The sequence below is a fragment of the Candidatus Accumulibacter contiguus genome (genome assembly GCF_036625285.1).
Lineage (GTDB): Bacteria > Pseudomonadota > Gammaproteobacteria > Burkholderiales > Rhodocyclaceae > Accumulibacter > Accumulibacter contiguus.
Window position 1 is genome coordinate 663,529 of record NZ_JAZKUC010000002.1, and the last position, 26,751, is coordinate 690,279.

Annotated in this window: 24 protein-coding genes; 13 read left to right on the top strand and 11 right to left on the bottom strand. The window is 62.6% G+C overall.

Features of this window, described 5'->3' with window-relative positions:
* Genes ureE through ureG form a run of 3 tightly spaced genes read left to right on the top strand, consistent with a single transcriptional unit; the run spans window position 1 to window position 1,899 of the window.
* Window positions 1-558, top strand: a complete 558-nt coding sequence (gene ureE, locus V5B59_RS21580; protein WP_169071423.1) for an urease accessory protein UreE — start codon at window positions 1-3, stop codon at window positions 556-558.
* Window positions 555-1,226 (top strand): urease accessory protein UreF, encoded by a 672-nt coding sequence (locus V5B59_RS21585; protein ID WP_169071422.1) that lies wholly within the window; start codon window positions 555-557, stop codon window positions 1,224-1,226. The genes ureE and V5B59_RS21585 overlap by 4 nt, the downstream gene beginning before the upstream one ends.
* 16 nt (window positions 1,227-1,242) lie before the next feature.
* Entirely contained in the window at window positions 1,243-1,899 is a 657-nt protein-coding gene (ureG, locus tag V5B59_RS21590) for an urease accessory protein UreG (RefSeq protein ID WP_169071421.1), read from the top strand.
* Between the two features lie 39 nt (window positions 1,900-1,938).
* Here the strand turns inward: ureG and V5B59_RS21595 are convergent, their stop codons facing one another.
* From V5B59_RS21595 to V5B59_RS21620, 6 genes are all read right to left on the bottom strand, one after another.
* Window positions 1,939-2,988, bottom strand: coding sequence for a glycosyltransferase family 2 protein (locus V5B59_RS21595; RefSeq protein WP_169071420.1), 1,050 nt, complete (start codon window positions 2,986-2,988; stop codon window positions 1,939-1,941).
* A 34-nt stretch (window positions 2,989-3,022) separates the two neighbouring features.
* Entirely contained in the window at window positions 3,023-3,349 is a 327-nt protein-coding gene (locus V5B59_RS21600) for an EamA family transporter (RefSeq protein WP_288131450.1), read from the bottom strand.
* Window positions 3,350-3,366: 17 nt separating this feature from the next.
* Window positions 3,367-4,137, bottom strand: a complete 771-nt coding sequence (locus V5B59_RS21605) for a methyltransferase domain-containing protein (RefSeq protein ID WP_169071419.1) — start codon at window positions 4,135-4,137, stop codon at window positions 3,367-3,369.
* 145 nt (window positions 4,138-4,282) lie between these two features.
* The gene (locus tag V5B59_RS21610) at window positions 4,283-5,965 is read right to left on the bottom strand and encodes a hypothetical protein (protein ID WP_169071418.1); all 1,683 of its coding nucleotides are present in this window, start codon (window positions 5,963-5,965) and stop codon (window positions 4,283-4,285) included.
* A 70-nt stretch (window positions 5,966-6,035) separates the two neighbouring features.
* Complete coding sequence (locus V5B59_RS21615; protein ID WP_169071417.1) at window positions 6,036-7,670, bottom strand: methyl-accepting chemotaxis protein; 1,635 nt, start codon at window positions 7,668-7,670, stop codon at window positions 6,036-6,038.
* Between the two features lie 130 nt (window positions 7,671-7,800).
* Window positions 7,801-8,961, bottom strand: a complete 1,161-nt coding sequence (locus V5B59_RS21620) for an acyl-CoA dehydrogenase family protein (RefSeq protein ID WP_169071416.1) — start codon at window positions 8,959-8,961, stop codon at window positions 7,801-7,803.
* Between the two features lie 223 nt (window positions 8,962-9,184).
* On the opposite strand from V5B59_RS21620, the gene V5B59_RS21625 reads away from it, so the two are divergent.
* The 5 genes from V5B59_RS21625 (at window position 9,185) to V5B59_RS21645 (ending at window position 15,470) form a co-directional block, all read left to right on the top strand.
* Entirely contained in the window at window positions 9,185-9,799 is a 615-nt protein-coding gene (locus V5B59_RS21625) for a sensor histidine kinase (RefSeq protein WP_034920138.1), read from the top strand.
* A 31-nt stretch (window positions 9,800-9,830) separates the two neighbouring features.
* Window positions 9,831-11,069, top strand: coding sequence for an HD-GYP domain-containing protein (locus tag V5B59_RS21630; protein WP_169071415.1), 1,239 nt, complete (start codon window positions 9,831-9,833; stop codon window positions 11,067-11,069).
* Window positions 11,070-11,256: 187 nt separating this feature from the next.
* Complete coding sequence (gene queD / locus V5B59_RS21635; protein ID WP_169071414.1) at window positions 11,257-11,700, top strand: 6-carboxytetrahydropterin synthase QueD; 444 nt, start codon at window positions 11,257-11,259, stop codon at window positions 11,698-11,700.
* Between the two features lie 1,043 nt (window positions 11,701-12,743).
* Window positions 12,744-13,946, top strand: a complete 1,203-nt coding sequence (gene ltrA, locus V5B59_RS21640) for a group II intron reverse transcriptase/maturase (RefSeq protein WP_332352317.1) — start codon at window positions 12,744-12,746, stop codon at window positions 13,944-13,946.
* A 261-nt stretch (window positions 13,947-14,207) separates the two neighbouring features.
* Window positions 14,208-15,470, top strand: coding sequence for an SUMF1/EgtB/PvdO family nonheme iron enzyme (locus V5B59_RS21645; protein WP_169071990.1), 1,263 nt, complete (start codon window positions 14,208-14,210; stop codon window positions 15,468-15,470).
* Here the strand turns inward: V5B59_RS21645 and V5B59_RS21650 are convergent, their stop codons facing one another.
* A complete protein-coding gene (locus V5B59_RS21650) occupies window positions 15,471-16,484 on the bottom strand; it encodes a reverse transcriptase/maturase family protein (RefSeq protein WP_169071989.1) in 1,014 nt (337 codons plus the stop codon).
* Between the two features lie 244 nt (window positions 16,485-16,728).
* On the opposite strand from V5B59_RS21650, the gene V5B59_RS21655 reads away from it, so the two are divergent.
* Window positions 16,729-17,073 (top strand): four helix bundle protein, encoded by a 345-nt coding sequence (locus V5B59_RS21655; protein WP_169071988.1) that lies wholly within the window; start codon window positions 16,729-16,731, stop codon window positions 17,071-17,073.
* Here the strand turns inward: V5B59_RS21655 and V5B59_RS21660 are convergent.
* Together V5B59_RS21660 and V5B59_RS21665 are read right to left on the bottom strand one after the other, a co-directional pair.
* Window positions 17,054-17,395: a formylglycine-generating enzyme family protein gene (locus tag V5B59_RS21660; protein WP_169071987.1), complete on the bottom strand. Its 342-nt coding sequence runs from the start codon at window positions 17,393-17,395 to the stop codon at window positions 17,054-17,056. The two genes, V5B59_RS21655 and V5B59_RS21660, sit on opposite strands and share 20 nt — an antisense overlap.
* Window positions 17,396-17,497: 102 nt before the next feature.
* Window positions 17,498-20,302, bottom strand: a complete 2,805-nt coding sequence (locus V5B59_RS21665; RefSeq protein WP_332333046.1) for an SUMF1/EgtB/PvdO family nonheme iron enzyme — start codon at window positions 20,300-20,302, stop codon at window positions 17,498-17,500.
* 96 nt (window positions 20,303-20,398) lie between these two features.
* On the opposite strand from V5B59_RS21665, the gene pxpB reads away from it, so the two are divergent.
* The 4 genes from pxpB (at window position 20,399) to zapE (ending at window position 24,339) form a co-directional block, all read left to right on the top strand.
* Window positions 20,399-21,196 carry a 5-oxoprolinase subunit PxpB gene (pxpB, locus tag V5B59_RS21670; protein WP_211203529.1) on the top strand — a complete coding sequence of 266 codons (798 nt, stop codon included), beginning with the start codon at window positions 20,399-20,401 and terminating at the stop codon, window positions 21,194-21,196.
* A complete protein-coding gene (locus V5B59_RS21675; RefSeq protein ID WP_169071985.1) occupies window positions 21,193-22,305 on the top strand; it encodes a biotin-dependent carboxyltransferase family protein in 1,113 nt (370 codons plus the stop codon). The genes pxpB and V5B59_RS21675 overlap by 4 nt, the downstream gene beginning before the upstream one ends.
* Window positions 22,302-23,072, top strand: coding sequence for a LamB/YcsF family protein (locus V5B59_RS21680; RefSeq protein WP_332333047.1), 771 nt, complete (start codon window positions 22,302-22,304; stop codon window positions 23,070-23,072). Before V5B59_RS21675 ends, V5B59_RS21680 begins: the two co-directional genes overlap by 4 nt.
* 154 nt (window positions 23,073-23,226) lie before the next feature.
* Window positions 23,227-24,339 carry a cell division protein ZapE gene (gene zapE / locus V5B59_RS21685; protein WP_034916746.1) on the top strand — a complete coding sequence of 371 codons (1,113 nt, stop codon included), beginning with the start codon at window positions 23,227-23,229 and terminating at the stop codon, window positions 24,337-24,339.
* Between the two features lie 38 nt (window positions 24,340-24,377).
* Here zapE and V5B59_RS21690 read toward each other — a convergent pair whose 3' ends face one another.
* A complete protein-coding gene (locus V5B59_RS21690) occupies window positions 24,378-25,289 on the bottom strand; it encodes a GGDEF domain-containing protein (protein ID WP_169071984.1) in 912 nt (303 codons plus the stop codon).
* A 201-nt stretch (window positions 25,290-25,490) separates the two neighbouring features.
* Window positions 25,491-26,402, bottom strand: coding sequence for a sensor domain-containing diguanylate cyclase (locus V5B59_RS21695; RefSeq protein WP_169071983.1), 912 nt, complete (start codon window positions 26,400-26,402; stop codon window positions 25,491-25,493).
* Between the last annotated feature and the right edge of the window lie 349 nt (window positions 26,403-26,751).

Here is a 26,751-nt window from a genome sequence, read left to right on the forward strand (position 1 = left end):
ATGCTGTTTGCCGAATCCTTCGCCGACCGCGAGACGCCCGCCTGTGACCGCCTGGTATTGCCGTACGACGCCCGCCGCAAGAGCCGGCAGCGCGTCACCCTGGCCAGCGGCGAGGAGATGGGCTATGTCTTTCCGGCCGGTACTGTGCTGCGCCATGGCGACCGATTGCTTACCGGCAATGGCCGCGTGGTCGCCGTCGAGGCTGCGCCGGAAGCGCTGCTCGAAGTCTGCGCCGGTGACCCCCTGCAATTGATCCGCGCCGCCTATCATCTCGGCAACCGGCATGTGCCGGTGCAGCTTGGCGAGCGCAGCCTGCTTATTCAGGCGGATCACGTTCTCGCCGAAATGTTGCTGGGTCTCGGTTGTGTGGTCAGCGAGGTCGAGGCGCCATTCGATCCGGAAGGGGGGGCGTATGGCGCGCATGCGCACGGCGACGCGCACGCGGGCGGTCACGACGGCCATGATTACCGCCTGGAGCGTCCCGGAGCGACGAGCGATGCGCACCATCCCGGCCACGGCCCGCATCGCTCGCCGGCGAAAATTCACGAATTCAGGTGAGTCTTGCTCTGCCTCGCCTGCTGCAGCTCGCCAGCCCGGCACTGCCGGTGGGAGCCTACACTTATTCGCAAGGGCTCGAATGGGCTGTCGAAGCCGGCCTGGTGCACGATCAGGCGACGGCACTGGAATGGATCACCGGCTTGCTCGAACACGGCGTCGGGCGCTTTGAAGCACCGCTGACCGCCTGCCTGCAGCGGGCCTGGGCCGCCGCTGAGGAGCGCGAAGTCGAGCGCCTCAACGCCGATTTCCTGGCCAGCCGCGAGTCCTCCGAGCTGCGTGCCGAGACCGTGCAGATGGGCTATTCGCTGCGTCGCCTGCTGCACGAGCTGGACGATTTCGCGCTGCCAGAAGTCTTCGATGCGCTCCCCGAAGTCTCTTTCCCGGTCGGCTGGGCGCTGGCCGCTGCCGCCTGGGAAATCGCCGTCGTCGATTCACTGACCGCTTATCTATGGTCCTGGTGCGAGAACCAGATGATGGCGGCGCTCAAGGCTGTGCCGCTCGGCCAGGCTGCCGGGCAGCGCATCCTCCTGGCTCTGGGTGGCCGCTTGCCAGCGGTAGTGCAGCAGGCGCTCGAACTGCCCGAAGAGCGCTGGAGCAACTTTGCTCCCGGTCTGGCCCTGGCGTCGAGCCGCCACGAAACCCAGTATTCGAGACTTTTCCGATCCTGAGAGAAAGCGAATTCACATGCATCGACGTCCCGCCCTGCGCATCGGCATCGGAGGCCCGGTCGGCTCCGGCAAGACTGCACTCACCCTGGCACTGTGCCTGGCGCTGCGCGACCGGTACAGCCTCGGCGTGGTGACCAACGACATCTACACCGCCGAAGACGCGAAGTTCCTGGTACAGCACGCGGCGTTGCCGCAGGAACGCATCCTCGGTGTCGAAACCGGCGGTTGTCCGCATACCGCGATTCGCGAGGATGCCTCGATCAACCTCGAAGCCGTCGCCCGCTTGACGGCGACTTTCCCGGACATCGAGATCGTTCTCGTCGAATCCGGCGGCGACAACCTCGCGGCGACCTTCAGCCCGGAACTCTCCGACCTGACGATCTATGTCATCGACGTCGCCGCCGGTGACAAGATCCCGCGCAAGGGCGGGCCGGGGATCACCAAGTCCGACCTCCTGGTGATCAACAAGACCGATCTGGCACCGCTGGTTGGCGCTTCGCTGGAGGTGATGGAGCGCGACAGCCGACGCATGCGCGGCGAGCAACCTTTCGTCTTCAGCAACATGAAGACGGGGCAGGGGTTGACCGAGATCATTGCCTTCATCGAATCGAACGGGCTGTTCCAAATGAAGACCGAAAGCGCCAATCAGACCGCGATGGGTTCTGGTCTGTGATCCGTTGCAGATACGGCGTGGATCATCTTGAAATCCTGGTCAGGGGTGTGCTGCCGGCATATGCCCCCCGCGGGTACCCTTTTCCACGGAGTCCCACTCGTCCTGTCCCCCCTCCGCCCTGGCCGAACCAACGATGGTGTCTATCAAATACCGGGGCCTTCGCTTGGTTTCGTGAAATATCTTGGCCAGGTACTCACCGATGACGCCCAGAGAGAGCAGTTGCACACCCGACAGCAAGAACTGTGGAATCACGATCGATGCCCATCCCGGCACGGCGCTGTCGCTGAGCAAACGCACACCGAGCGCCCACAGTCCCATTCCGACACTCAGCAAAGAGACCAGCAGCCCTAGTGCAGTGATGGTCCGCAATGGAACGGCAGAGAACGATGTTACCCCCTGCCAGGCCAGGGCGATCATGCGCCGCAGCGGGTACTTGGATTCGCCGGCAAAGCGTACAGCGCGCGCGTATTCGACCTTGGCACTGCGATAGCCGAGCAGAGGAATCAGGCCGCGCAGAAAGAGGTTGCTCTCTTCGTATCGCCGTAGGGACTCAATGGCGCGGCGACTCATCAAGCGGTAGTCGGCATGATTGAACACCATTTCCACGCCCATGCGACGAAGGAGTTTGTAATAGGCTTCGGCGCTAAGGCGTTTGAAGAGAGTATCGGTGGTACGCGCCGACCGCACGCCATAGACGATGTCTGCCCCATCCCGGTAGTGCTCGATCATTTGTGGGATGACGGCCAGATCGTCCTGGAGATCAGCATCCAGACTGACCAGAATGTCGCCACGGGCATGCATCAGCCCGGCCAACAACGCAAATTGATGCCCCTGGTTGCGGGAAAGCTTGATGCCACAGACCAAGGTGCTCGGATCACGTGCCGCGGATTCGATGAGTGACCAGGTGGCATCGCGACTGCCATCGTCGACAAACCAGATTCGACTTTCCGCCCGCACCTGGCCGGCGGCGACCAGGCCGGCAAGCAGTGCTCGCAGCTGCTTAAGAGTTTCAGGGAACACCTCCTGTTCGTTGTAGCAAGGCACCACCAGTGCCAGGACGGGAACGGCATCAGCGCATGGAACAGTCATCTAGGTCACCTTCAGAATATGGCTTGCGGCTGTGTCAGGGTGCGGAGGAGATCAGGTACAGCCCAAGCATTACCAACAGCACGCCCGACACCGCTCGCAGCGAAGTTTGTTCGCCAAGCACCAGAACCCCACCCAGGTACACCAGGACAAAGGTCAGTGCCGTGAATGGATAGACGACGGTCAAAGGCAAGCGGGACAACGCAAATATCCAAAGCAGCGTGCCGAGACCGTACAAGGCCAAGCCCGACAAGATCCAGTGATTGAAGAATGACTCCAAGGACTCCCGCCCAGTCGCACCCACCTTGAAAAGCATCTGGCCTGCGGCTGCGCACAGGGTGCCGGACAGCAACGCGATCAGCACTCCAGCATGCGGCGAACTCACCGCTGGGCGAGCGCACGAACCGCACGCTTGTGTTTCATCACCGCCAGCTTGGATACCGCATGCTCGGGCAGTGAACGCAGGATCATCTTGCGCAGGCGATAGCTGATGGGCGAATAGTCCGCTATCGCGGCAGATGGGGAGATGCGGTGGGCGACAATTTCCGCCGGAAGATCCGGTACAACCGACTGGTGCGCAAAGAATAGGATGTTATAGCGGTACCAGGTCTCAATCGACGGATTACCGACAATCCGGGGCCGAACAAAATCGAACAAGGAAAAACCGCGCGCCTCGAAAAGGTCGCGCCAGAAACTATAAGGTTGCTCGTTGATATGGTTTTCACCACCTTGCCCCGGCACCGCGGCGGAAAACAGTACCCGCTTGCCGTGTCTCGTAATGTTGTCGATCAGTTGGTCGCTGGTTTGCCTCGGGACGTGCTCGGCAACCTCCAGGCATTGGACCAGGTCGAATTGCCGTCCCAGGTCGAACGATTTGGTGATGTCCTTCGGAATAAAGCGATCCGTATCGATCAACAACATGTTGCGATCTACGTAGTCGCCATCCACTCCAAACAAATCCGGCACACCCAGCTCGCGATACCCTGCCAGCCAGGCTGCTGCACCGCAGCCAACGTCAAGAACGCTGCGCAAGCGCAAGGGGCCGATCACGAGCGGCAGCACACCGAGCGCCGATCTGGCGGCACCTTCGCGCTGATATTTATAGAACAGGGTATCGTAGACATGCGCTGCATCAGGGCTGGGAGTAGTCATGTTGGATTCTTCCTGTTGCCGAATTAATGTGAAAGTCGCGTCAGCGACTCACGAACCTCCCCTCCCCACTTGCGGGGGAGGGGTTGGGGAGAGGGAAACGGTCATGACTTTCATGATCGGGGGGTGCCTGGAAAAGTCATGACCGTTAGGTGGCAGGGACACGGGCATCGTTGCTCGGCAGCCTGGGTCGGCTTACCGCTTGGCCCAGTATCGGTAATAGAACGCACAAAATGCCAAGCTGCAGAATGTGGTATCGGCCTGAACTCTCGACTATCATATGCATCAGGAACGAATAAGCAAAGCTCATTACCAGCAACACTTCATTCAGGGTAAAGGGCACTGGCCGGCGGAGCAGTTCCATCGTGGAGGCCAGGATCAGCGCCCAGAAGGCCAGCCACCAAGCGTTTGACAAGGCCTTGGCCAGTGGATAGACCCAGCTTGGCGCTTCGGCGCGGACGCGCTTGATACTATAGTAGGCACCCTCGGCATCGTCACCCATAAAGCGCGCACTCTTCTTGGTCGCCAGAATCGCAAAGTCCAGGGGATGTGCCTGAATCCAGGCAAGGGCCAGACGTTTCGCTTCCTGGTCGGCTTCCAGCTCGGCCATCTGGAATACAGGCTCGTCGCTCCAGTATTCGTAGTAGCCGCCGTTGGCGCGAGGGTTGTTGGCTCCATAGAGACCAAAACCTCCATTGGTAGACACCAGCACGAACTGACCAAATACCTCGTAATTGCGCACCGTCCAGGGGGAAATGACGGCAGCCATACCGATCAATAGTGCGCAGGTTCCCAATAAGGCTTGCCAGAGCCGGCGTGTCGCGAACACCCAGAAGATCAAGATGACCGCGGGAAATAGTTGCATCGCGGGTTGCACCAGCGTGATTGCGCCAATGAAGAGGCCGCAAACCATTTGCCAAGCAGGCCGCCAGTGGACACCGTCGTCACCTCGGATGGCCAGCCAAAGCACCCATGGCAACAGAGCCGCTAGAATCACCTCCTTGCCGGGAACGCTGGCATGCGTCACCAGGTTCGGCCAGACCGCGAACAACCATATTGCCATGCGTGAACCGGCTGGCCCAGCCAGGCGGAGCGCCAAGGCGCGCACACCCATCGCACCGGCCAGGAAGAGAAACACATTGCTGACCAGGATGGCAACCCTGACGTTTGCGAAGGTGGCCAGCCAAGGCAGAAGAAAGAAGGGATAGCCTGGAGGCCAATAGGCGCGATTATCTCCGATCGCGTAGGATTGCCCAGCAAGCAAACGCCTCGCAAGTTTGATATAGACGGCACCATCTGATACGGGTTCACCGTGAAAGGCCAGAGCCCACGCCAAACGTAAAAGCACACCAAGGATGCAACACGCCAGAGCCCAGTAGCGTTCGTCAGTTTTTGCCGAAAACGACGCACATTTGCTGACGAACTCGGCGATGCGATGTCGCATTCGCCATAAGAGGACGAGGGCCAGAACACCAAGAACGATGGAGATCAGCCATGTTTGTTGTGGGGGCAGTGACACGAGAAGCTGGAGCATCGCCAGTGCGGGGGTACCAACCCACGCCGAGAAACCGGCAATCAGCAGCAGGCACGCGCTCGCCAGCGCGAGTGGTTTTGGACAGTTCTCGGCAGCTACTGGCAGACTGTTGATTTTGTATTTCTCCATGGATCTCCCCTCGCGGGTGAGGAGTGGTCGGGGGAGAGGGAAACGGTCCTGACCTTCATGATCAGGGCGCCTGGAAAAGTCATGACCGATAGGTGAATCAGAAAACTCACAGGACAGGAAATCCAGCACCAAAGTATGAGTATCGCTGACGATTGCAGCCGCAGTCAATCCTGGTTGCGACGCCCGGAGCGACAACGGCTAGCAGGTCGCGAACCTGAGCCTGGTCTGATGAGAGGTATTACACCTGATATTGCCCAACCGCCTTGCGCATGCGGGTCACCGTTGCGGTCAGCACGTCGACCATTGCTCCGGCTTCTCTGGTCACCGATACGTTCTGCTCGGTCATCGAGGCAACGCGCTCGACATTTTGCGCAAGTTCGGTCATGGCTGCCCGCTGCTCGCTTGAGGAGTGCGTGATTTCGCTCACCATCCTCACCGTGGTCCGCATCTGCTCGTTGATGCCACACAGGGCCTGGCGGGCTTCCTGAACCAGACGGACGCTCTCATCGACCTCGTTCGCGCCGTTGCGCATGCACTCCACCGCCTGTTTGGTTTCATTCTGGATACTGCCGATCATGCAGCTGATTTCGTGGGTTGCCTTGCCTGTCCGCTCCGCGAGTTTGCGCACCTCGTCGGCGACGACCGAAAAGCCGCGTCCAGCCTCCCCCGCCCGTGCTGCCTCGATCGCGGCGTTCAGTGCCAGGAGATTGGTCTGGTCGGCCACTTCCTTGATGACGGCGACGATGCGGCTGATTTCCTCCGAGCGCTGGCCCAGCGACTCCACCTGCTGTGCCGACGCTTTCACCGTTTCGGCCAGCGCAAGAATGGTCTGGCTGGCGCGTAGCGACAGCTCTTCGCCGGCTTGCGCGACCTCACCGGCCTTGTGGGCCGCCGCCTCGGTGCTGGCGGCATGCGCCGCCACTTCGCCAATCGACACCGTCACCTCCTCGACGGCTGCCGCCGAAGCCGAGGTGGCGTCGCTTTGCACGATCGCCGACTGGTTGACGTTCAGCACGCCGGCACGCACCTGGTTATTGGCGGCGTTGACCTGTTTGGCGGTGTCCGCCATACCCTGGACCGTGGCCTGCACCGCGGCAACAAACTTGTCGGCCAGGTGGGCAATGCGCCCGACGATGTCGCGACGGGGAATGTCGAGTCGTGTCTTGAGATCGCCGGTTGACAGCACCGAATCGAGATGATTGGCCGTGGCCTGGAGATCGCGCAACACCCGTGGTGTCACCCAGAACAGGAAGAACAAGGCATAAAGCGCGGCAACAGCGGTCAAGAGGGTTTGCACATGCCCCAGCGGTCGCCCGCCGATCAATTCCGCGGTCAGCTCCAGGACCCCGGGAAGCACCGCCAGCAGGCCCATGAGGAGCATTTGCGTCGGCAAGCTGGCGAACCAATCGACCACCACAGGCAGCACACGTTCTACCCGACCGTGCCGGATGCGTAGGGAGCGGTCGCCCTTGCGGATCCGTCGATAAGCCTCCTCGGCTGCCGCGATCTCCTGGCGACTCGGGCGTGCGCGCACCGACTGGTAGCCGACTATCTGGCCATTTTCACGAACCGGCGATGCATTTGCGACCACCCAGTAAAAACCGCCGTCCTTGCGACGGTTCTTGACCAGGCCACGCCATGGTCGACCCGCCTTGAGGTCGGTCCAGAGGTCAGCGAAAGCGGCTTCCGGCATATCCGGGTGACGGACCATATTGTGCGGTTGCCCGGTCATTTCCTCGCGGGTATAGCCACTGATGGCGGCAAAAGCCTCGTTCGCTTCCTCGATCACCCCCTTGAGGTCAGTGCGCGAGTAGATGAACTCGCCTTCGGGAAGGACCGTTTCAATCCTGGTAACGGGTTGGTTGTTTCGCATGGCGTGAACGGTGCGTGGATGATGGTGATATGGCTGTGGATGATGCCTAAGTATTGCCGATTCAACAAGCACGAGTTTGTATTCGCATGGCAAGCCTCCTCGAGGGAGGCATGGCGATATCCTCCAGCGCTCAGAACGAGCGTGGCAGCCCGAGCAGATGCTCGGCGACGTAGGCGAAGATCAGGTTGGTCGAGATCGGTGCGACCTGATACAGGCGCGTTTCGCGGAACTTGCGCTCGATGTCGTATTCGCTGGCGAAACCGAAGCCGCCGTGGGTCTGCAGACAGACGTTGGCCGCCTCCCAGGAGGCCTTGGCAGCGAGGTACTTGGCCATGTTGGCCTGCGCGCCGCAGGCTTGCTGCGCGTCGAACAGCGTGCAGGCCTGGAAACGCATCAGGTTGGCCGCCTCGATCTCGATCAGGGCCTCGGCGATCGGGAACTGCACCCCCTGGTTCATGCCGATCGGCCGGTCGAAAACGATGCGCTCGCCGGCGTAGCGCGTCGCGCGATCGATGAACCAGTAGCCATCACCGATGCATTCTGCGGCGATCAAGGCCCGTTCGGCATTGAGTCCGTCGAGCAGGTAGCGGAAGCCCTGGCCCTCGTCACCGATCAGGTTCTCTGCGGGGATTTCGAGATTATCGAAGAACAGTTCGTTGGTCTCGTGGTTGACCATGTTGGCGATCGGTCGCACCGAGAGACCGTGGCCGATGGCGTCATGCAGGTCGACGATGAAGATCGACATCCCTTCGGATTTCCTTTTCACCTCGGCGAGCGCTGTGGTGCGTGCCAGCAGGATCATCAGATCCGAGTGCTGCACGCGCGAAATCCAGACCTTCTGGCCATTGACCAGATAACGGCCATCCTTCCTTTCGGCGGTAGTCCTGATCTTCGTCGTATCGGAACCGGTGCTCGGCTCGGTCACCGCCATCGACTGGATGCGGAGTTTCCCGGCGGCAATCGCCGGCAGGTATTGTTCCTTCTGCGCCGGGCTGCCGTGCCGCAGCAGCGTACCCATGTTATACATCTGGCCATGCACGGCGCCGGAATTGCCACCGCAACGGTTGATCTCTTCCATGATCACGCTCGCCGCGGTCAGCCCCAGGCCGGAGCCGCCGTACTCCTCGGGAATCATTGCCGCCAGCCAGCCAGCACCGATCAGCGCGGCGGCGAAGGCCTCGGGATAAGCGCGCTGCTCGTCGATCCTGCGGAAATACTCGTCCGGGAAGTTGCGGCAGAGGTCGCGGATGGCGTCGCGAATCTCCTGGTGATTGTCATCGGTACTGAGCATTGCGCCCTCCTTGCCATGAAATCTGCATGCGGATGCCTGCCGCTGGAATGCTTGCCTGGCACACTATACACAAAGCACGCGGAAACGATCACGAGGGCATTGCTCGATGTGGAGTTAGCCCGGACAATCGCATCTTTCCGATTTGAAATGATTCGTCGATTCCGAATCGTGATCGCCGGCATCGCTGCCAGGAGCAGCGCAAGTTTTCCCTGGAGTCCACCTCATGAGCTTCGCTGAAATCGCTGCCCTGACTCTGCACGATGTCAAGAACCGCCTCGCCAAACTGGCCGGTCGCGCCGAAGCCAGAGGCGACGTAGATACCCTGCGCGAGACCATCGAGGCGTCGAATACGCTGACACGGCTACTCACCTATTACCGCTCGGACGTCGGCAGCCTCACCCTGGACATTGACGCGCACGCTCCGGCCGATCTTGCCGCAGAGTTTGTCGAGGATGCCATCGTCCAGGGAGGCTGTCCCGTTGACCTCGATTGTTCGCAGGCGCCGACACTGTGGTTCTACGACGAAGCCGTCGTGCGCATGGTGCTGGCCAACGCCGTGCACAACGCCGGGCGGCATGCGCGGGCGCGCATCGTTATCGAGGTTGCCGAACGTGGCGGTTTTCTCGAGTTCCTGGTTCGCGATGATGGCAACGGTTATCGCCAGGAGGTGCTCGAAGATGTGACCGGCGCGGCGACGCCGGTCACCAGGAACGGTACCGGACTCGGCCTCCGGCTGGCCAGACGCATTGCAGAAATGCACGAGAACGCCGGCCAGCAGGGCGAAATCCGGCTTGAAAATGCCGGTGGTGCGGTTTTTCGTCTGCTGCTGCCGAAGTAGTGTCATCGAATTCCCTCTGTCAGGAGACTTCATGCTCAAGCGAATCAGTGTCCAACAGCTCACCCTGGGGATGTACCTCAAGGACTTCTGCGGTTCCTGGATGGAACATCCGTTCTGGCGCTCGGCATTCGTCATCACCGATCCGAAGGATCTCGCCAGTATTCGCGCGAGCAGCATCACCGAGGTCTGGATTGATTGCGCAAAGGGACTGGATCTGGCGCCCGATGATTCGCCGGTCGCGGTCGCCGAGTCCGTGGCCGAGGTCGATATTGAACTGGCCAGCACGGCCAGCAAGAAACGTGAGACTGCATCCGTCAGCAGTGGGGTCGAATTTGCCCGCGCGGCCAGGATCGTCACCAGGTCGCGGGAGGCAATCACCGCGATGTTCGGAGAAGCGCGCATGGGCAAGGCGATCGATAGCGTGGGCGCGCAACGACTGGTCGATGAAATTTCGGACTCGATGAGCCGCAACCCAGGCGCCCTGGTCAGCATCGCGCGCCTGAAGACTGCTGACAATTACACGTACATGCATTCGGTGGCTGTCTGCGGGTTGATGGTTACCCTTGCCAGACAGCTTGGCCTCGATCCACAGCAGACGCAGTCTGCCGGCCTGGCGGGGCTGTTGCACGACCTCGGCAAGGCGTTGATCCCGACCGCGATCCTCAACAAGCCGGGCAGACTGACCGACGCGGAGTTCACTCTCGTGAAATCGCATCCGGAAAAAGGCCACCAGATATTGCTCGAGGGCCACGGCGCCGACGCGATCGCGCTGGATGTGGTCCTTCACCACCACGAAAAGACCGATGGTTCCGGCTACCCGAAACGCCTGAAAGGTGACGACATCAGCCTGTTTGCCAAAATGGGCGCGGTCTGCGACGTGTACGACGCAATCACCTCGGATCGGCCCTACAAGGCCGGCTGGTGCCCGGCCGAATCGCTGCGCCGGATGAACGAATGGACCAAGGGTCATTTCGAACCCAGGGTCTTTCAGGCTTTTGTCAAGACCATCGGTATCTACCCGATCGGCACGCTGGTGCGACTGAGTTGTGGCCGACTCGGCGTCGTCACCGAGCAGGGCAGTCACTCGCTGCTCCGCCCACAGGTCAAGGTCTTCTTCTCGACACGCTCGAACGAACGCATCTTGCCGACCGTCATCGACCTCGCGCACGCGGATGCTGCCTACAAGATCGTCAACATCGAAGACCCGGAGAAATGGAAGTTCAGCAACCTCAGCGCGATCTGGTCCGGTCTGCCCAATCTGCCGGGGTAATGCACCGATCAGACCTGACCGGAATGTTCGTTACCTGACTGAATGGGTGGCTTGATCATGGGATTTGGGCATTGACTTCCGGTGGCCGACTGGGGTCCCGAATCACACCCCGGTTCCCCGGTCCCGCCGCCGCAGGTGCCGGGAGCGGCGGTGTTATAATCGGACGTCCTTTTCCGGTGCCCTTCCGATGCTGATCACCCGCCGCCTCGAATTCGACGCCGGCCACCGCATACCTGACCACAAGAGTCAATGTCGGCATCTGCACGGTCACCGCTATGCGATCGAGATTACGCTTGCCGGCGACATCATCCGCCACGACGGCGACCCGGCCAACGGCATGGTGATGGATTTTTCCGAAGTCAAGACCCTGGCCTGCGAGCATCTGGTCGATGCCTGGGATCATGCCTTCCTGGTCTATGCCGGCGACCTGCCGGTGGTGAGCTTTCTGGCCTCCTTGTCGGGACACAAGACGGTGCTGCTCGATTGTGTGCCGACTGTTGAAAACCTTGCGCAGAGAGCCTTCTCGATTCTCGACGCGGTCTATCGGGACAACTATGGCAAGCACTTGCGTCTCGAGCGCCTGCGCCTCTACGAAACGCCCAATTGCTGGGCGGAAGCGATTCGCGAATAGCGAATAGCGAATAGCGAATAGCGAATAGCGAATAGCGAATAGCGAATAGCGAATAGGGTGCTGCGGAGACTTGCGGGGGGCGAAGGCGGGGTTTCGCGGAGCACTGCTCCGCGCCGCCGCAGCCGGCCCGCGATGCAGCGCGGGCCGTGGAAGGGCTTGGGGGAGAGGGGGCGTCCATGCCCTCGCATGCCAGCAGAGCAGACTTACGGCTCTGGCTATGTGCTTTCGCAAGGATTTGACGAATATTTGACGAATTCGTGTGCAACGATGATCCCCTCTCCCCCAACCCCTCCCCCACAAGGGGGGAGGGGTGGTCACCGATGTCAACGCATCTCCATCGAACCAGGCACTTCGACCAACACTTTCATTCGCGTGCGCCGTGCAAAGGCGCTGTCTTCCAGCGGGTGCGAAACCCGCCCGGCAACTTTCGCTCCGGCCGGTAGCAACTGGAGCAGTCGTGGAGGTAACGAAGCGGCTGAAGCCTCTGGTGTAGAGGGTTCTGTAAGGAACTCGGCGAACATGCGGGCCGTAATTTGATTGAACACTGAGCAGGCCTCGAAAAAGTGTGATGCGGAAGCCGACCCGGCGTGAATACGGGGAAGGCCGATGTCACAGGCGAATGCGAGCGAAACGCAGTCTGTGGTTCCGCCGGGGTATTGGTGACGGCATGTGTGGAAGAGGAAGGCAGACGCAACACGGGAAGCCCCATCCCGTGGTCAATCGCAAGACCAACCGGACGCCCGCGAGGGACAGGCTGGGCGAGATGGGGTGGCGGAGAGGCCCGTAGTACCGATGAAGTCGGGTAATGCCGATGGAGGAAAGGGGCCTCAGTTCAAGACCAACGCAAGAAGCGGGAAGGGACACGAGATTGGGCAACCTGCAAACTCCGATCAGCGTTCAGAAACTGCGGACCGCGTTACATGCCAAAGCGAAGGAAGAACCCGAGTACCGGTTCTACCTCCTGTACGACAAGATTTATCGACGGGACGTGCTCGACCACGCCTACCGAAGCTGCAAAGCCAACCAGGGAGCAGCCGGGGTGGATGGCGTACGTTTTGAAGACATCGAAGCATGGAGAAGAACGCTGGCTTGGGGAACTGGCGGAACGGCTGAAGAAGAAAGACTACCGACCGGAAGCGGTCAAGCGGGTCTGGATTCCCAAGCCGAACGGCAAGCTGCGCCCCTTGGGCATACCGACGATCACCGACCGAGTGGTACAAACGGCGGCCATGCTCGTGCTGGAACCCATCTTTGAAGCCGATCTGCAACCGGAGCAATACGCGTACCGGGCAGAGCGGGGAGCGCAGGATGCGGTACAAGCGGTTCATCGTCTATTGAACACTGGACACCAGCAAGTGATCGATGCGGATCTATCCGGCTATTTCGATAGCATTCCGCACCCTGAGCTTATGAAGAGCGTCGCCCGTCGGATCGTGGATCGGCACGTTCTGCACCTCATCAAGCAATGGCTGGACGCGCCAGTGGAAGAGGACGATGGACACGGTCACCGGAAACGGACGACGTCCAACCGGGACACCGGACGTGGCACCCCGCAAGGGGCTCCGATTTCACCGCTGCTGTCGAATCTGTACATGCGGCGCTTCATCCTCGGATGGAAGACGTTGGGGTATGCCCGTCGCTGGTCGGCGCAAATCGTCAATTATGCGGACGACTTCGTCATCTGCTGCAAGGGCCGGGCAGAGGATGCCATGGCGGCGATGCGAGGAATGATGGAGCAACTGAAGCTGACGGTGAACGACGACAAGACACACCTATGTCAGATACCGCAAGAGCGGTTTGACTTCCTGGGATACACCTTCGGGCGGTGCTACAGCCAGAAAACCGGGCGCGCCTACATCGGCACCCGGCCCTCGCCGAAAAGCGTCAAACGGATGGTGGAAAGCATCACTCAGGAAACCGACCGCCGCCGAACCATACTAGATGCCGAGTTTGTCGTGGGACGGCTGAACCGGAAACTGATCGGCTGGGCGAATTACTTCTGCCTGGGTTCCGTCAGTCCGGCCTATCGGGCGATCAACACCCATGTCACGCAACGGCTCCGCCGGTGGTTATGCAAGAAACACAAGGTCTCCGGCACCGGGTGGGCGCGCTACCCGAATCAGTACCTTTACGAAAAGTTGGGACTGGTCAATTTGCCGGCGAGGACCCATGACCTTCCGTGGGCGAAAAGCATGATGTCTTGTCCGAGAGCCGGATGCGGGAAATCTGCACGTCCGGTTCGATAAGCGGGATGTGGAAACGGGGCTATGGCAAGGCTACCTGGGCACCGTCAGACGAAAGGGACGGAAACAGACAAGCCGAACCTACGGCTACCGCGCCACATCTCGACTCTACACCCTTCGCTGGCGAGGAGCGTGCAAGGCCGGGCAAGTTCGCCGATAATGCGTGAAGTATAAATGCCTCGCTGACTCGCTGCCAGGCGGATCGATGCCGTGCGCGTTTGCGGCAGCTTTTGGCGAACCGCGTCGTTGACCAGAGTCCGAACCATGCCCCACGACATCTTCATCTGCTACTCGCGGACCGATCTTGCCATTGCCAACCCGCTCGCCGAGCGCCTGCGCGCCGAGGGATGGACGGTGTTTCTCGACGTGCAGACGCGCGTCGGCGAGCGCTGGCACAAGGCGATCCAGAAGGAACTGCACGCGGCGAAGGCGCTCGTCGCCTTGTGGTCGGCGCAGTCGTGCGACAGCGACTATGTGCTTGAAGAAGCCGAGTATGGCAAGCGCAAAGGCATTCTCTTCCCTGCCTTCATCGAGCGCATCGAGTTTCCCTATGGTTTCGGGAGGATTCAGACGGCTGACCTCGTCGGCTGGGCAGGCGAGCGCGATCATGCCGGGTTGGTGCGAATTGTCGATGCGCTGCGGCTGCAACTCGGAGGCCGCGAACCGCAGCCGGCACCGGCCGTGACGGTCGCCCCCGCCGCTGCGCCACCCCCGTCCTCCGGACAGACCTTTCGCGACCCGCTGCGCAGCGGTGGTGAGGGTCCGCTGATGGTCGTGATCCCCGCCGGCCGTTTTCTGATGGGCTCGCCGGTTACGGAACCGGAGCGCAGCGACGACGAGACTCCGCAACACGAAGTCCGGATCGCGCTGCCGTTCGCCATGGGCGTCTACGCCGTGACTTTCGATGACTACGATCGCCATGCGCAGGCCGCCGGGAAGTGGAAACCCGATGATTCGGGCTGGGGGCGGGGCGAGCGGCCGGTGATCCATGTTTCCTGGGACGATGCGTGCGAATACTGCCAGTGGTTGTGCGAACAGACCGGGAACGCCTACCGCCTGCCGAGCGAGGCCGAGTGGGAATACGCCTGCCGTGCGGGAACGACGACGCCTTTCCACACCGGCGAGCGGATCAGTCTCGAGCAGGCCAACTTCGATGGCAACTACACCTACAACGGCTCGGCGTCTGGCGAATGCCGGCAGAAGACGTTGCCGGTAGGCTCTTTCGCGGCCAACGACTTCGGGCTATACGACACGCACGGCAATGTCTGGGAGTGGTGCCAGGATACCTGGCATAAGAACTACGAGGGAGCACCGACGGATGGTTCCGCGTGGGAAGGAGGGGGCTCATCGTCCCGCGTGCTGCGCGGCGGGTCCTGGCTCGCTCGCCCGAGGCTCTGTCGCGCGGCGTACCGCTACGTCCTCGCTCCGGACGACCGTGGCGGCTTCATCGGCTTCCGGGTGTGTCGTGTTGCCCCCATCGAACCGCTGCGCGCTGCGCCGCTGAACCCTGTGACGCTGAAGCGCTGATCACTGGGCGCCGCGCAGCGGCGCCCGCGATTTTTTTTCGGGCCTGTTCGTAGCTTCCCGTCGCGGCATGTCGCCGGGCTTCAGGACGAATGGCGCGAGCACGTGCCGGCGCAGGCCCCACGAGTCGGCGTGCCGCACGTGATTGATCCAGCCACGTACGCTGGCGTCGAACTCGGCGAAGGCGATCGTGCTGGAACGGTAAGCCTCATAGCGCTCACCGAGTCGGCGCGTTGCGTAGCGCACCTTGCGCGCCTTGACCAGGCGATACTCGGGGAAAACGACGAAACCCAGCCAGGGAATGCCACCGGCGGTCGGCGTCACCTGCGTGCAGCGCTCGTGGATCGTCAGCCGCAGTCCCGCCAGCCGCGACTGGATCGCCTCCTTCCACGCCCACAGTGTCGCCTTGCTGTCGGCGAAGAGCGCAAAGTCGTCGACGTAACGCAGATAGGCTCGGCAGCCGAGTTCGCGCTTGACGAACAGGTCGAAAGGATGCAGATAGCAGTTCGACCAGAACTGCGAGGTGAGATTGCCGATTGGCAGCCCGCGTGGTCGGCACACCGCCAGCAGATCGTCGCCCGGAAACCACACCATGTCGTACTGGTCGCGCAAAACGTCGCGACCGCCGGCCAGGATGACCTCGATCAGGCGCATGATGTCGGGCTCCGGGATCTGCGTGCGCAGGCTGTCGAGCAGGATCGCATGGTCGATCGACGCGAAATGCTGGCGCAGGTCGGCGCGCAGCACGTAGCGATAGCGGCGCGTGAACTCCTGCAGGCGGTCGATCGCCCGATGCGTCCCCTTGCCGATGCGGTTGGCGTAGCTGTCGGGAATGAAAACGCGCTCGAAGCGCGGTTCGATGATCGCGCACAGGGCGTGGTGCACCACCCGGTCACGAAATGTCGCGGCGCTGATTTTCCGGTGCTTGGGTTCGTGAATGAAGAAATGGGTGTACGGCCCGGGCGCGTAGCTACCGTCGAGCAGGTCCGCACGCAGGCGCAGCAGGCGATCGGCCACCTGGAACTCGAAGCTGGCGACGGCGGGTCGGCGTCGCTTGCCACTGGCCGCGCGCTGGAAGGCTTGCAGCAGGTGCGGCCAGTGGCACAGTTCGGCGAACGCGGGACTATGATGAGCAGTGTCGATGGCGTTCGTTCCGTAGGTCAGGTCAGCGTAGCGTCACTCGGTACTCTGCCGAGAAAGGATGTCGGGTTATGCCCTGCGGGCTAACCCTACCTACGAACGACGACGACTGGAGGTGGGTATGGCAGAAGAACTGGTGTTGTTCTCTCGGTTTTTTGACCTCTTGAGCTGGTTGCTGCCGCACGCCGAGCGCTTTCCGCGAGTGTACCGCCAGAGCGTCACTCGGCGGCTCATGGATGCAGCGCTCGATTGCCAGGAAGCCGCTTTCGCCGCGCAGAGCGCGCGCGGCGCCCGTCGCCAGGCGGCACTGCAGGACGCCGACGCGGCGCTCAATTGCCTGCGGCTGTACTTGCGTCTGGCGCACCGCTGGCGCTGGCTCAACGATGGTCAGTACGCGCACGTCAGCGCCATGGTGGCGGAAATCGGCAGGCTGCTCGGCGGCTGGATCAGGCAGAGTGCTCCCTGAAAAAGGGTGGGCGCCACGGGAGCGAATCCAGGTGGCGCCCGGTCTTGCTATGCGCCCGACGCGCCAGGCGCGTGCGGACGGGACAGGCCTGCGCCATCGATCGTTCCCCGGCCTCGTCCGGCAAACCGTGGTCGGCCGAAAGTTCCGACAAGCGCCAGAATGTTTCCCGACGCCCTGCGGGGATGATCACGATGTGGGCACCACGACACACCCGGAAGCCGATGTTGTTGTTACGGTTGTCCGGAGCGTTGTCGTTGCGGTTCGCCGCGCGACAGTTCCTCGGGTTATTGTTCCAGGACCCGCCGCGCAGCACGCGGGACACGTTTCAGGCTGCCCCACAGGCCGAAGCCTGCCGGCAGAGTATGGCAGGCAGAAGACAAGAAAGGCAAAAAAATCGCGGGCGCCGCTGCGCGGCGCCCAGTGATCAGCGCTTCAGCGTCACAGTGTTCAGCGGCGCAGCGCGCAGCGGTTCGATGGGGGCACCACGACACACCCGGAAGCCGATGTAGCCGCCACGGCAGTCCGGAGCGTTGCCGCTGCGGTTCGCCGCGCGACAGAGCCCCGGGTAATCGTCCCAGGACCCGCCGCGCAGCACGCGGGACACGTCTGCGCCCGGCGCAGTATTGCCAGGAGTGTCGTGTTCGTTGACACACCATTCCCAGACGTTCCCGGCCAGATCCATCACCGGCCAGCAATCGGGAGCCCCGAGTGGATACATCCCCACCGCCGTCGTCCTGCCGATACCGCTTTCGTAACTATTAGCGCGCATCACGTTCCACTCGCCGTGCCACGGGTATTCCCGCGCTTGGGCGCCTGCCTGCGCCACCCATTGCCATTCCCATTCGGTCGGCAGCCGGACGACTTCGTTCTCGGCCAGATCCAGGCGGTTGCTCAACCAGCGGCAGAAAGCGACGGCGTCGTACCAGGAGACGTTGATCGCCGGGTAGTTGGCAAAGGCCCAGAGATCCGCGCCCGGCTGATCTTCCTGCCTGAGCCCGTCCCACCAGCGCGGATCGCGATAGCCATCGGCGGCAGCGACAAAAGCGCGATACTGCTGCCAGGTGACCGGATACTTTGCGATACGGAAAGCGTGCACGGCGAAGGTCTCGGGCGGCTCCGTTGCCAGCGTCACCTGACCCGCCGGGATGTCGACCCAGACGATGTCGGGCAGGCCATTCGCTCCTAGCCCGACGCCGCGGCGCGGGTCGCCCATCTGGTTGAGGCGCAGACCGATCTCCTCGCGGCGATGGTGCGGCGTCTCGTCGGAGCGCAATTCGTCGAGCAGACGCAGCGGTTCGGGAGCGAGGAAGCCCTGCAGCGGCTCGCTCAGCACGCCTTGCAGCGCGCGCCAGGCATCGAGACCGGTATCGGCGAAGTCGGCGTCATGCGGCGCACTCCGGTGCGGATTGAGCGCCAGCAGCGCTTCGAGCGCCGGTTTCTGGCGTTCCCAGCTCCAGCGCAGCAGTTCGCTGTGGCGCGCGGTCAAGGCCTGGCCGGACGCTTCCTCCCTGGCTCTCGCCTTCTGCCAGTCGCCGGCCGCCTGCTCGGCCTGGCGGCGCAGCGCCAGCTTGTCGCTGTATTGCCCGCACCACGCGCGCAGGCGCGGCCAGTGGTTCAGCAGTGTCTCGTGCGCGAGTTCGACATGCCGGTCGTCGGGGTCGGCGAGCAGGCCCTGCGCGCGCAGGGCCTCGACCAGATCGCTCAGCCTGGCGTCGGCGCGCAAGGGTTCGACTTCCGCTGTTCGGCGCGTCGGCAGCTCGTCGATGACCGTCGCCAGTTCGGCAAACAGACGCTCGCAGGCCTCCGCCAGTGCCGGATCGTCGTCAATCTCCTGGTCGATGTCGGCCACGGCGGTCTCGACGATCTTCTTGAGGCCGCCCATCTCGTGATAAGCAGCGAGCGTCAGGCCCTGGGCGGGGTCGCGGTGCGCGAACAACTGCGTCAGCGTCAGCGCCAGCAGCGGCAGCGCGCCGGCCATGTCGCGGGCCGCCGCCAACAGTTCCGGGAGCAGCTCGGGCTGCACCGCCACGCCGCTTTTCGCCGCCGGGCAAACGATGATCTCGCGCAGCCGGTCTTCGTCCCTGATCGGATCGAGGGGAACCAGCGAACGGGCGAACACCTCGCCACCGACCCAGTCCATCAGGCGGTGCATGAATTCGCTGCGCAGCGTCAGCACCAGAGACAGCGACGGGTCGCCGCGCAGCGCTTCGAACAACGCACGAAAGCGCTCGGCGGTCTCGGGCGGCGTCTGCGTGAACAGTTCCTCGAACTGGTCGGCGAAGAGCAGGATCGGTGCGTGCAGCTTGCCCAGCAGGTTGGCGACGGCGCTTGCCGGGTCGCTGTCGAGTGCTTGCCGGAGGCGCTCGACGCGTGGCTTGCGCAGGTGCTGGCGCTCTTCGGGCAGGGCGCGGTCGAGCGCCTCGGCCAGTTGCCGGCAGGGATCGGCTTGCGGCTTGAAGCGCAGATAGCTCAGCGTACCCTGCCGTTGGCGCAGTGCCGGAACGACGCCGGCCGCGACCAGCGACGACTTGCCGGTTCCCGACCCGCCGACGACGCTGACGAAGCGCGACGTTTCGAGACGCTCGAGCACGCGCGCCGTGTCTGCTTCGCGGCCGAAGAAGAAGCTGCATTCCTCGGGCTTGAACGCGGCGAGGCCGGGGTAGGGGTTGGCGATCAACGGTGGGGCTGTCGCGGCGTCTGGCGGTGTTGCGGGTGGCGCCGGTGCGGGGACCGACAGCGGCGGCAGGTAGCGAATCTTGCCGAGCGCCGGCACCGGCGTCTCCGGCTGCTCGGTGAGCAGGCGATAGAGGTCGTCGTAGTGGGCGTCGAGCTGGAACTTGCGAAAGTCCTTCAGTGGCAGCGGGATGCAGTGTTCGTCACCGGCAGGCGGCAGCACGGGGATGAACTGCTTGTTGCTGAGCTTGTCGTCGTAAAGCGCCTGCGTGATATGCTGCGACTCCCAGCGCACGCCGCGCCCGCAGCCGGGCGGTGCGTTGCCGTCGAAGCGCTGGCGGTACTCCTCGGTGCACACGACGAGGACCCAGTCGGCCTGTTCGATCTGCTCGCTCATCCACAGCCGCCAGCCTTTCTCGACCCAGGGGAAGTAGCGGTCGATGACGGCATCGACGCCGTTGTGACGCAGCCTGTGGGCGAGTGCCAGCACCCAGGCGGAATGGCTTTCGGATTCCTGGGCGTAGCTGATGAAAACGCGTGGCGGATGGTCGATCATGACTGGAGTCTGAATCGATGCCCCATCTTTTTGTTTTGGTGATGAATTTTCAGATTCCACCATCTTCTTTCATGATCGGGAGTGCCTGGAAAAGTCATGACCCTTAGTATAAGCTTTCGCATCCTCAATGCCGGGGATACGGCGCTGACCATCGAGTTTGGCGAGCGCGTCGAGCGGCGCCTGCTGGCTGCGGTGACGGCACTCGACGCGGCACTGGCGCGGGCGATCGGCAGCGGCGAACTGCACGGGATCGTCGAAATGGTTCCGACCTTCCGTTCGCTGACGGTGATCTACGATCCCTTGCTGAGTACGCGCGCCGAAATCGAACCGATCGTTATCAGACACGCGCATGCCGCGCTGTGCTCGTCTGTAGCCATGGACAGGAATGCGCGGCGCGGGCGTGTCTGGCAACTGCCGGTGTGTTACGGGGACGAGATCGCTGCCTGCGGGCCGGATCTCGATGAACTCGCACAGGCCTGCGGCTTGCCGCCGGCCGAAGTGATCCGCCTGCATGCTTCCGTCACCTACGAGGTCTACATGCTCGGTTTCCTGCCGGGTTTTGCCTTCATGGGCGATCTGCCGGAGCTGCTCTCGCGTCCGCGTCGCAGCGAGCCGCGCCTGCGCGTGCCGGCGGGCAGTGTGGCAACGGCCGGCACCCTGACCGCGATCTACCCCTGGGAAAGCCCCGGCGGCTGGCACCTGCTTGGCGCCTGTCCGGTGCCGCTGTTTTCGGCGAACTGGCCGCAGGCGGCGCTGCTCCTGCCCGGCGACCGGGTGCGCTTCCGTGCGGTAGACGCCGCCGAGTATCGCTTGCTGCTCGCGGAAATGCCGGAGTGGTACGCGGCAGCGCGGCCGCCGCTGGCTTTCCTGGCCGATGGTGAAGCCGATCAATGAACGCTGTTCTCGAAATCGTCAGCCCCGGCGCGCTGGCTTCGCTCCAGGATCTCGGCCGACCGGGGTTCCGTCGGCTTGGCGTGCCGCGCTCCGGCGCGCTGCAACCGGACTGGTTGCGCCTGGCCAATGCCTTGATCGGCAATGCCGAAGATGCACCGGCGATTGAATTCCTTGTCGGCGGTCTGGTGGTGCGTGCGCTCGACTCGCCGGTGCAGCTCGCACTGGCCGGCAATTTTTCGGCTGCGGTGCGCAGCGCCGGCGGGCGTCGTTGCCTCGATTCCTGGCGCAGCGTGACGCTCGCGCCTGGCGAGGCCCTGCATTGCGGCATGCTGTCGCCGTGCCGGGTCGGCTATCTCGCGCTGCTCGGGATCTGTGTCCCGAAGCAGCTCGGCAGCGCCTCGACCTATGCGCCTGCCGGGCTCGGTGGCCTCGATGGCCGCTGGCTGTCGCCCGGCGTCCGCCTGCAGGTCGGCGAGGGCAGTGCCGGCGAACAGATGCTGCGGACGGCGCCACTGCTTGATACGGCGCCGATTCGCGTGCTGCTCGGACCGCAGGAAGACTACTTCACTGCGGCGTCGCAGGCCTGCTTCCTGAGCGAGGTTTACCAGGTTTCCAGCGCTGCCGATCGCATGGGCATGCGTCTGGATGGACCCATGCTCAGGCATCGCTCCGACAAAGGCGTCGAAATTACCTCGGACGCGACCGTTCCGGGGTCGATTCAGGTACCGGCTCAGGGACAGCCGATCGTGCTGCTCGCCGACGGCCAGACCGCCGGCGGATATCCGAAGATTGCGACGGTGATCTCGGCCGATTTGCCGCGCCTGGCGGCACTGGCACCGGGACAGCGCATTCGCTTTGCCACCGTTTCGGTGGCGGCTGCCGAACTGGCTGCGCGCGCCAGCGCGGCAAGACTGCGCGCGCTGATCGCCGACATCGTGCCGCTGGCGGCAGTGGGCGTGCTCGATCTGCAGGCGATGTACGCCGCCAACCTGGTCAGCGGTGTCGTCGATGCCTGCGCGCTCGACTCCGCGATCTGGCCGGCGACTCCTGCGCAGGAGGATTGGCAAAATCCACGGAGTTCACGGAATTCACCGCGGGAGAAAGGATGAGGCGCAGGATCAATCTCAACGCCGATCTGGGTGAAAGCTTCGGGGCCTGGAAAATGGGCAGCGATGACGAACTGTTGCACATCGTTGGCGCGGCCAACATCGCCTGCGGTTTTCATGCCGGCGATCCGCTGGTGATGCGCCGCACGGTCCAGCAGGCGCTGGTTGCCGGCGTCAGCCTCGGCGCACATCCTTCGTTTCCCGACCTGCAGGGTTTTGGCCGGCGGGCAATGCAGCTTCCGGCCGCCGAACTCGAAGCGATGCTGATCTACCAGATCGGCGCCCTCGCCGGCATCGCCCGCGCCGAAGGCGGGAGGCTCACGCATGTCAAGCCGCACGGCGCGCTGAACAATATGGCCTGCGAGGATGCGGCGCTGGCGGACAGCGTCGTGGCGGCGATCCGCAGCTTCGATCCTGGGCTGATTCTGCTCGCGCCGGCGCTTTCGAAGCTGCTGCTGGCCGGCGCAGCAGCGGGATTGCAAGTCGCCGCCGAAGTCTTTGCCGATCGCAGCTACACCGACACCGGCAAGCTCGTGCCACGCAGCCAGCCCGGCGCAGTTCTCCACAGCGCCGACGCCTGCGTCGAACAGGTTCTGCGCATGCTCGAAGCGGGCGGCATCGTCAGCCTGGGCGGCGAGCTGATCCACACCGAGTTTCACAGCATCTGCGTGCATGGCGACGGCCCGCAGGCAGTGGCCACGGCGACGGCCATTCGTACTGCACTACTGGGCGCCGGTATCCGCCTGGTGAGGCTACCGGAAGTGCTCTAGCCCGTCTGACGTTTTGCCGGCGATGGTTTAGAATGTCGGCATCGCTGGCAAGAGTGGATTGGGCGGAGCGCAGCCGCGGCTGCGATCCCGAGCTGCTCCGCTGGCTGCCTCAATACCTATGAGGAAACCCCCCTCGGATAGCGGAAAGACGCCGATGCCTCACAGAGTTCTCAAAGTCCCCGAGCGGGGAATGATCGATGCCTACGAGGGCCTGCTCGCAGCGCGCAATTTTCGGGCCGACAGCGCGCAACGGGCGGCCGCCGAACGTCTGCAGCGACTGTATTATGACCTGCTGTCGTTCAAGGTCGGACGGCGCAGCACCTTGCGGCGTCTCTTTGCTTCGCCGGCCGTTCCGCGTGGTGTCTATTTCTGGGGCGGCGTCGGGCGCGGCAAGAGCTTCCTGATGGACTGCTTTTTCGACGCAGTACCGTATCGTCGCAAGCGCCGGATTCACTTCCACGCCTTCATGCACGGGGTGCATCAGCAGTTGAACGAACTCAAGGGTGAGAACGATCCGCTGCTACGGCTTGCCGAGCGCATCGCTACGGAAGTGCGGTTGCTCTGCTTCGACGAATTTCACGTCTCCGACATCGCCGACGCGATGATCCTCGGCCGCCTGCTCGAAGCGCTCTTCGCGCGCGGGGTGGTTTTCGTGATGACTTCCAATTACCCGCCCGACAGGCTCTATCCGAACGGCCTGCAGCGCGACAACTTTCTGCCGACGATTGCCCTGATCAAGTCGCGGCTGGACGTGCTGGAGATCGACGCCGGCGTCGATTATCGGCTGCGAACGCTTGAGCAGGTCGAGATCTTTCATTACCCGGCCGACACGGCGGCCGAGCTGAAGATGGCCGAGTATTTCGCCGCCATGGCCGATGGCGAAGGCATGCAGGGGGGCAGCATCGAGATCCTCGGGCGCGAGATTCCGACGCAGCGCCGCGGCAACGGCGTCATCTGGTTCGATTTCAAGACCCTGTGCGGGGGGCCGCGTTCGCAGAACGACTACCTGGAACTGGCGCGCGGCTATCACACGGTGCTGCTCTCGGCGATTCCCAGGATGTCGCCGAGCATGTCGTCGGAAGCTCGGCGCTTTACCTGGCTGGTCGACATTTTCTACGACCACAAGGTCAAGCTGATCGCCACCGCCGATTGTGGCCCGGACGGGCTGTACACGCAGGGTACGCAGGCCAGCGAGTTTTTCCGCACCGCCAGTCGTCTGACCGAGATGCGCTCGCGCGAGTATCTCGGCTTGCCGCATCTGTCGTGATCAACACGCAGCGTAACCCGAGCGCATCCGGGTGAAGCCTAGAAAATCTCCAGATCCACGCAGAGCCGGTTACCGCCGGCTTCCTGTGCCGCGTTGAGCAGTGGCCGCAGGTGCTCGATCAATGCCGCTGAATCTTCGCCGCTGTATTCGGTGACGCCGCCGCTGATCGTCAGCGGCGGCCTGTCGTCACGCGAATACGTCGCCTCGACCACTTCGCGCAGACGCTCCAGACCGATCATCGCATCGTTGACGCGCACATTGGGCAGAACCAACAGGAACTGATCGGATCCGAAGCGGCCGATCATGTCGAATTCGCGCAAGCTCCTGCCCAACAGGGAACCCACCTCGGCGAGTACGCGTTCACCGGCTTCCCGTCCATTCGCTGCGCAGAAATCGGTAAAGTCATCAATGGCCATCAGCGCGAGGGCAAAAGGGGTGCCGTAACGTCGCGCGCGACGATCTTCATCGTCGAGAAGCAGCTCGATATAAGTCTGGCTGAAGACCCCGGTGAGCGGGTCGTGCGTCGGCATTGACTGGTTTTCTCTCGCCAACTGCTTGTAACGGCTCAGTTTGACCAGGGCCAGGAGGACACGTCGCAAACTGCCGTCGCCGGCGAACACCGGAAAGGCACTGGCCTTGCACCAGGTGGTGGCGCCGGACGCCGCCTTCCGGATGCCGATCGCCCGATGCAGAACAGCCTGTCGCGTCTGCGCCACCTGCATTTCGAGGCGGTGGTCGTCGGCTAGCGGTTGACCATTCTCGTCTTCCCATATGACCGGCGTATCGCCAAGAAGCGTGGCCGCCTGGGTATTGTGCAGATGCAGGGAACCGTCGGGAGAGAAGACCAGCAGCGCAATGTCGAGGCTATCGAGCAGCGTCCCGTAATTCCCGATTTCGACATCATCGGCTCGCAGATCGACTGGCGGCAGGAGAGGTGGGCTACTGAACATCTGTGAACATCACCGGCATATCACGATATCCGCATGTTAGCCCAAAATCTCGCCCTGTGCTCGTCGTGAAGCCGTTGATATTAAGAGGGCTTCGCACCGGTCAGGAAGCCTCCGGCGGCAAGCAGCGCCTGCTCCAGGTCGTCGATCAGGCGTGATCCACCGCGCAGCGCCAGTCGACCAGCGCGTCTTGCCGGGTGAAGCCTAGAAGATTTCCGGATCCATACAGAGCCGGTTGCCGCCGGCTTCCTGTGCCGCGCTGAGCAGTGGCCGCAGGTGCTCGATCAATGCCGCTGAATCTTCGCCGCTGTATTCGGTGACGCCGCCGCTGATCGTCAGCGGTGGCTTGACGTCACGCGAATACGTTGCCATGACCTCCTCGCGCACACGTTCCAGACCGATCATCGCATCGTGGATACACACATTGGGCAGAATCAACAAGAACTGATCGGATCCGAAACGGCCGACCATGTCGAAGCCACGCAAACTCCTGGCCAACAGGGAACCCACCTCGGCGAGTATGCGTTCACCGGCCTTCCGTCCATTCGCTGCGCAGAAATCGGTAAGGTTGTCGATGCTCATCAGCGCCAAGGCAAAAGGGGTGCCGTAACGTCGTGCACGGCGATCCTCATCGTCGAGAAGCAGCCTGATATAGCGTTGATTGAAGATCCCGGTGAGCGGGTCGTGTGTCGGCATTGGCCGATTCTCGATTGCCAAATGGCTGTAAGGAGTCAGTTTGGCCAGTGCCAGGAGGACAAGTCGCAGACTGCCGTCGTCGGCGAACACCGGAAAAGCGCTGGCCTTGCACCAGGTGGTGGCGCCGGACGCCGCCTTCCGGATACCGATGGCCCGATGCAGAACCGCCTGTCGCGTCTGCGCCACCTGCATTTCGAGGCGGTGGTCGTTGGCCAGCGGTTGACCATTTTCGTCTTCCCATACGACCGGCGTATCGCCAAGAAGCGTGGCCGCCTGGGTATTGTGCAGATGCAGGGAACCGTCGGGAGAGAAGATCAGCAGCGCAATGTCGAGGCTATCGAGCAGTATCGCGTAATTTCCGATTTCTACATCATCGGCACGCAGGTCGAAGGGCGGCAGGAGGTGTGGGCTACTGAACATCTGTGAACATCACCGGTACATCACTATCCGCATGTTGGACTGGACGAAGCCACTACGCGGAGAAACGGCGTCGTGGGGCAGAAGCCATAACGTGACCCCATACCCTCTTGCAAGGGCTAGTTCCATGACGAAGGCAGTCATTCTAAGATGAAAGCATTGTCCACAGCAAATTTTGCTCGCAACTAGCATGAATAGCGGGTGCAAGCGGCAAACGCTGCCGATTCGGCCCGGTCATGCGTCAGGGCTGTTCGTTCGCACCTTTCATTGCACGATATAAAATTACATCTTACAATACAGGATGAAGTCAATTGCTGCACCGCGGTACCGTGAGGCACTGCAAGGGTTTAAT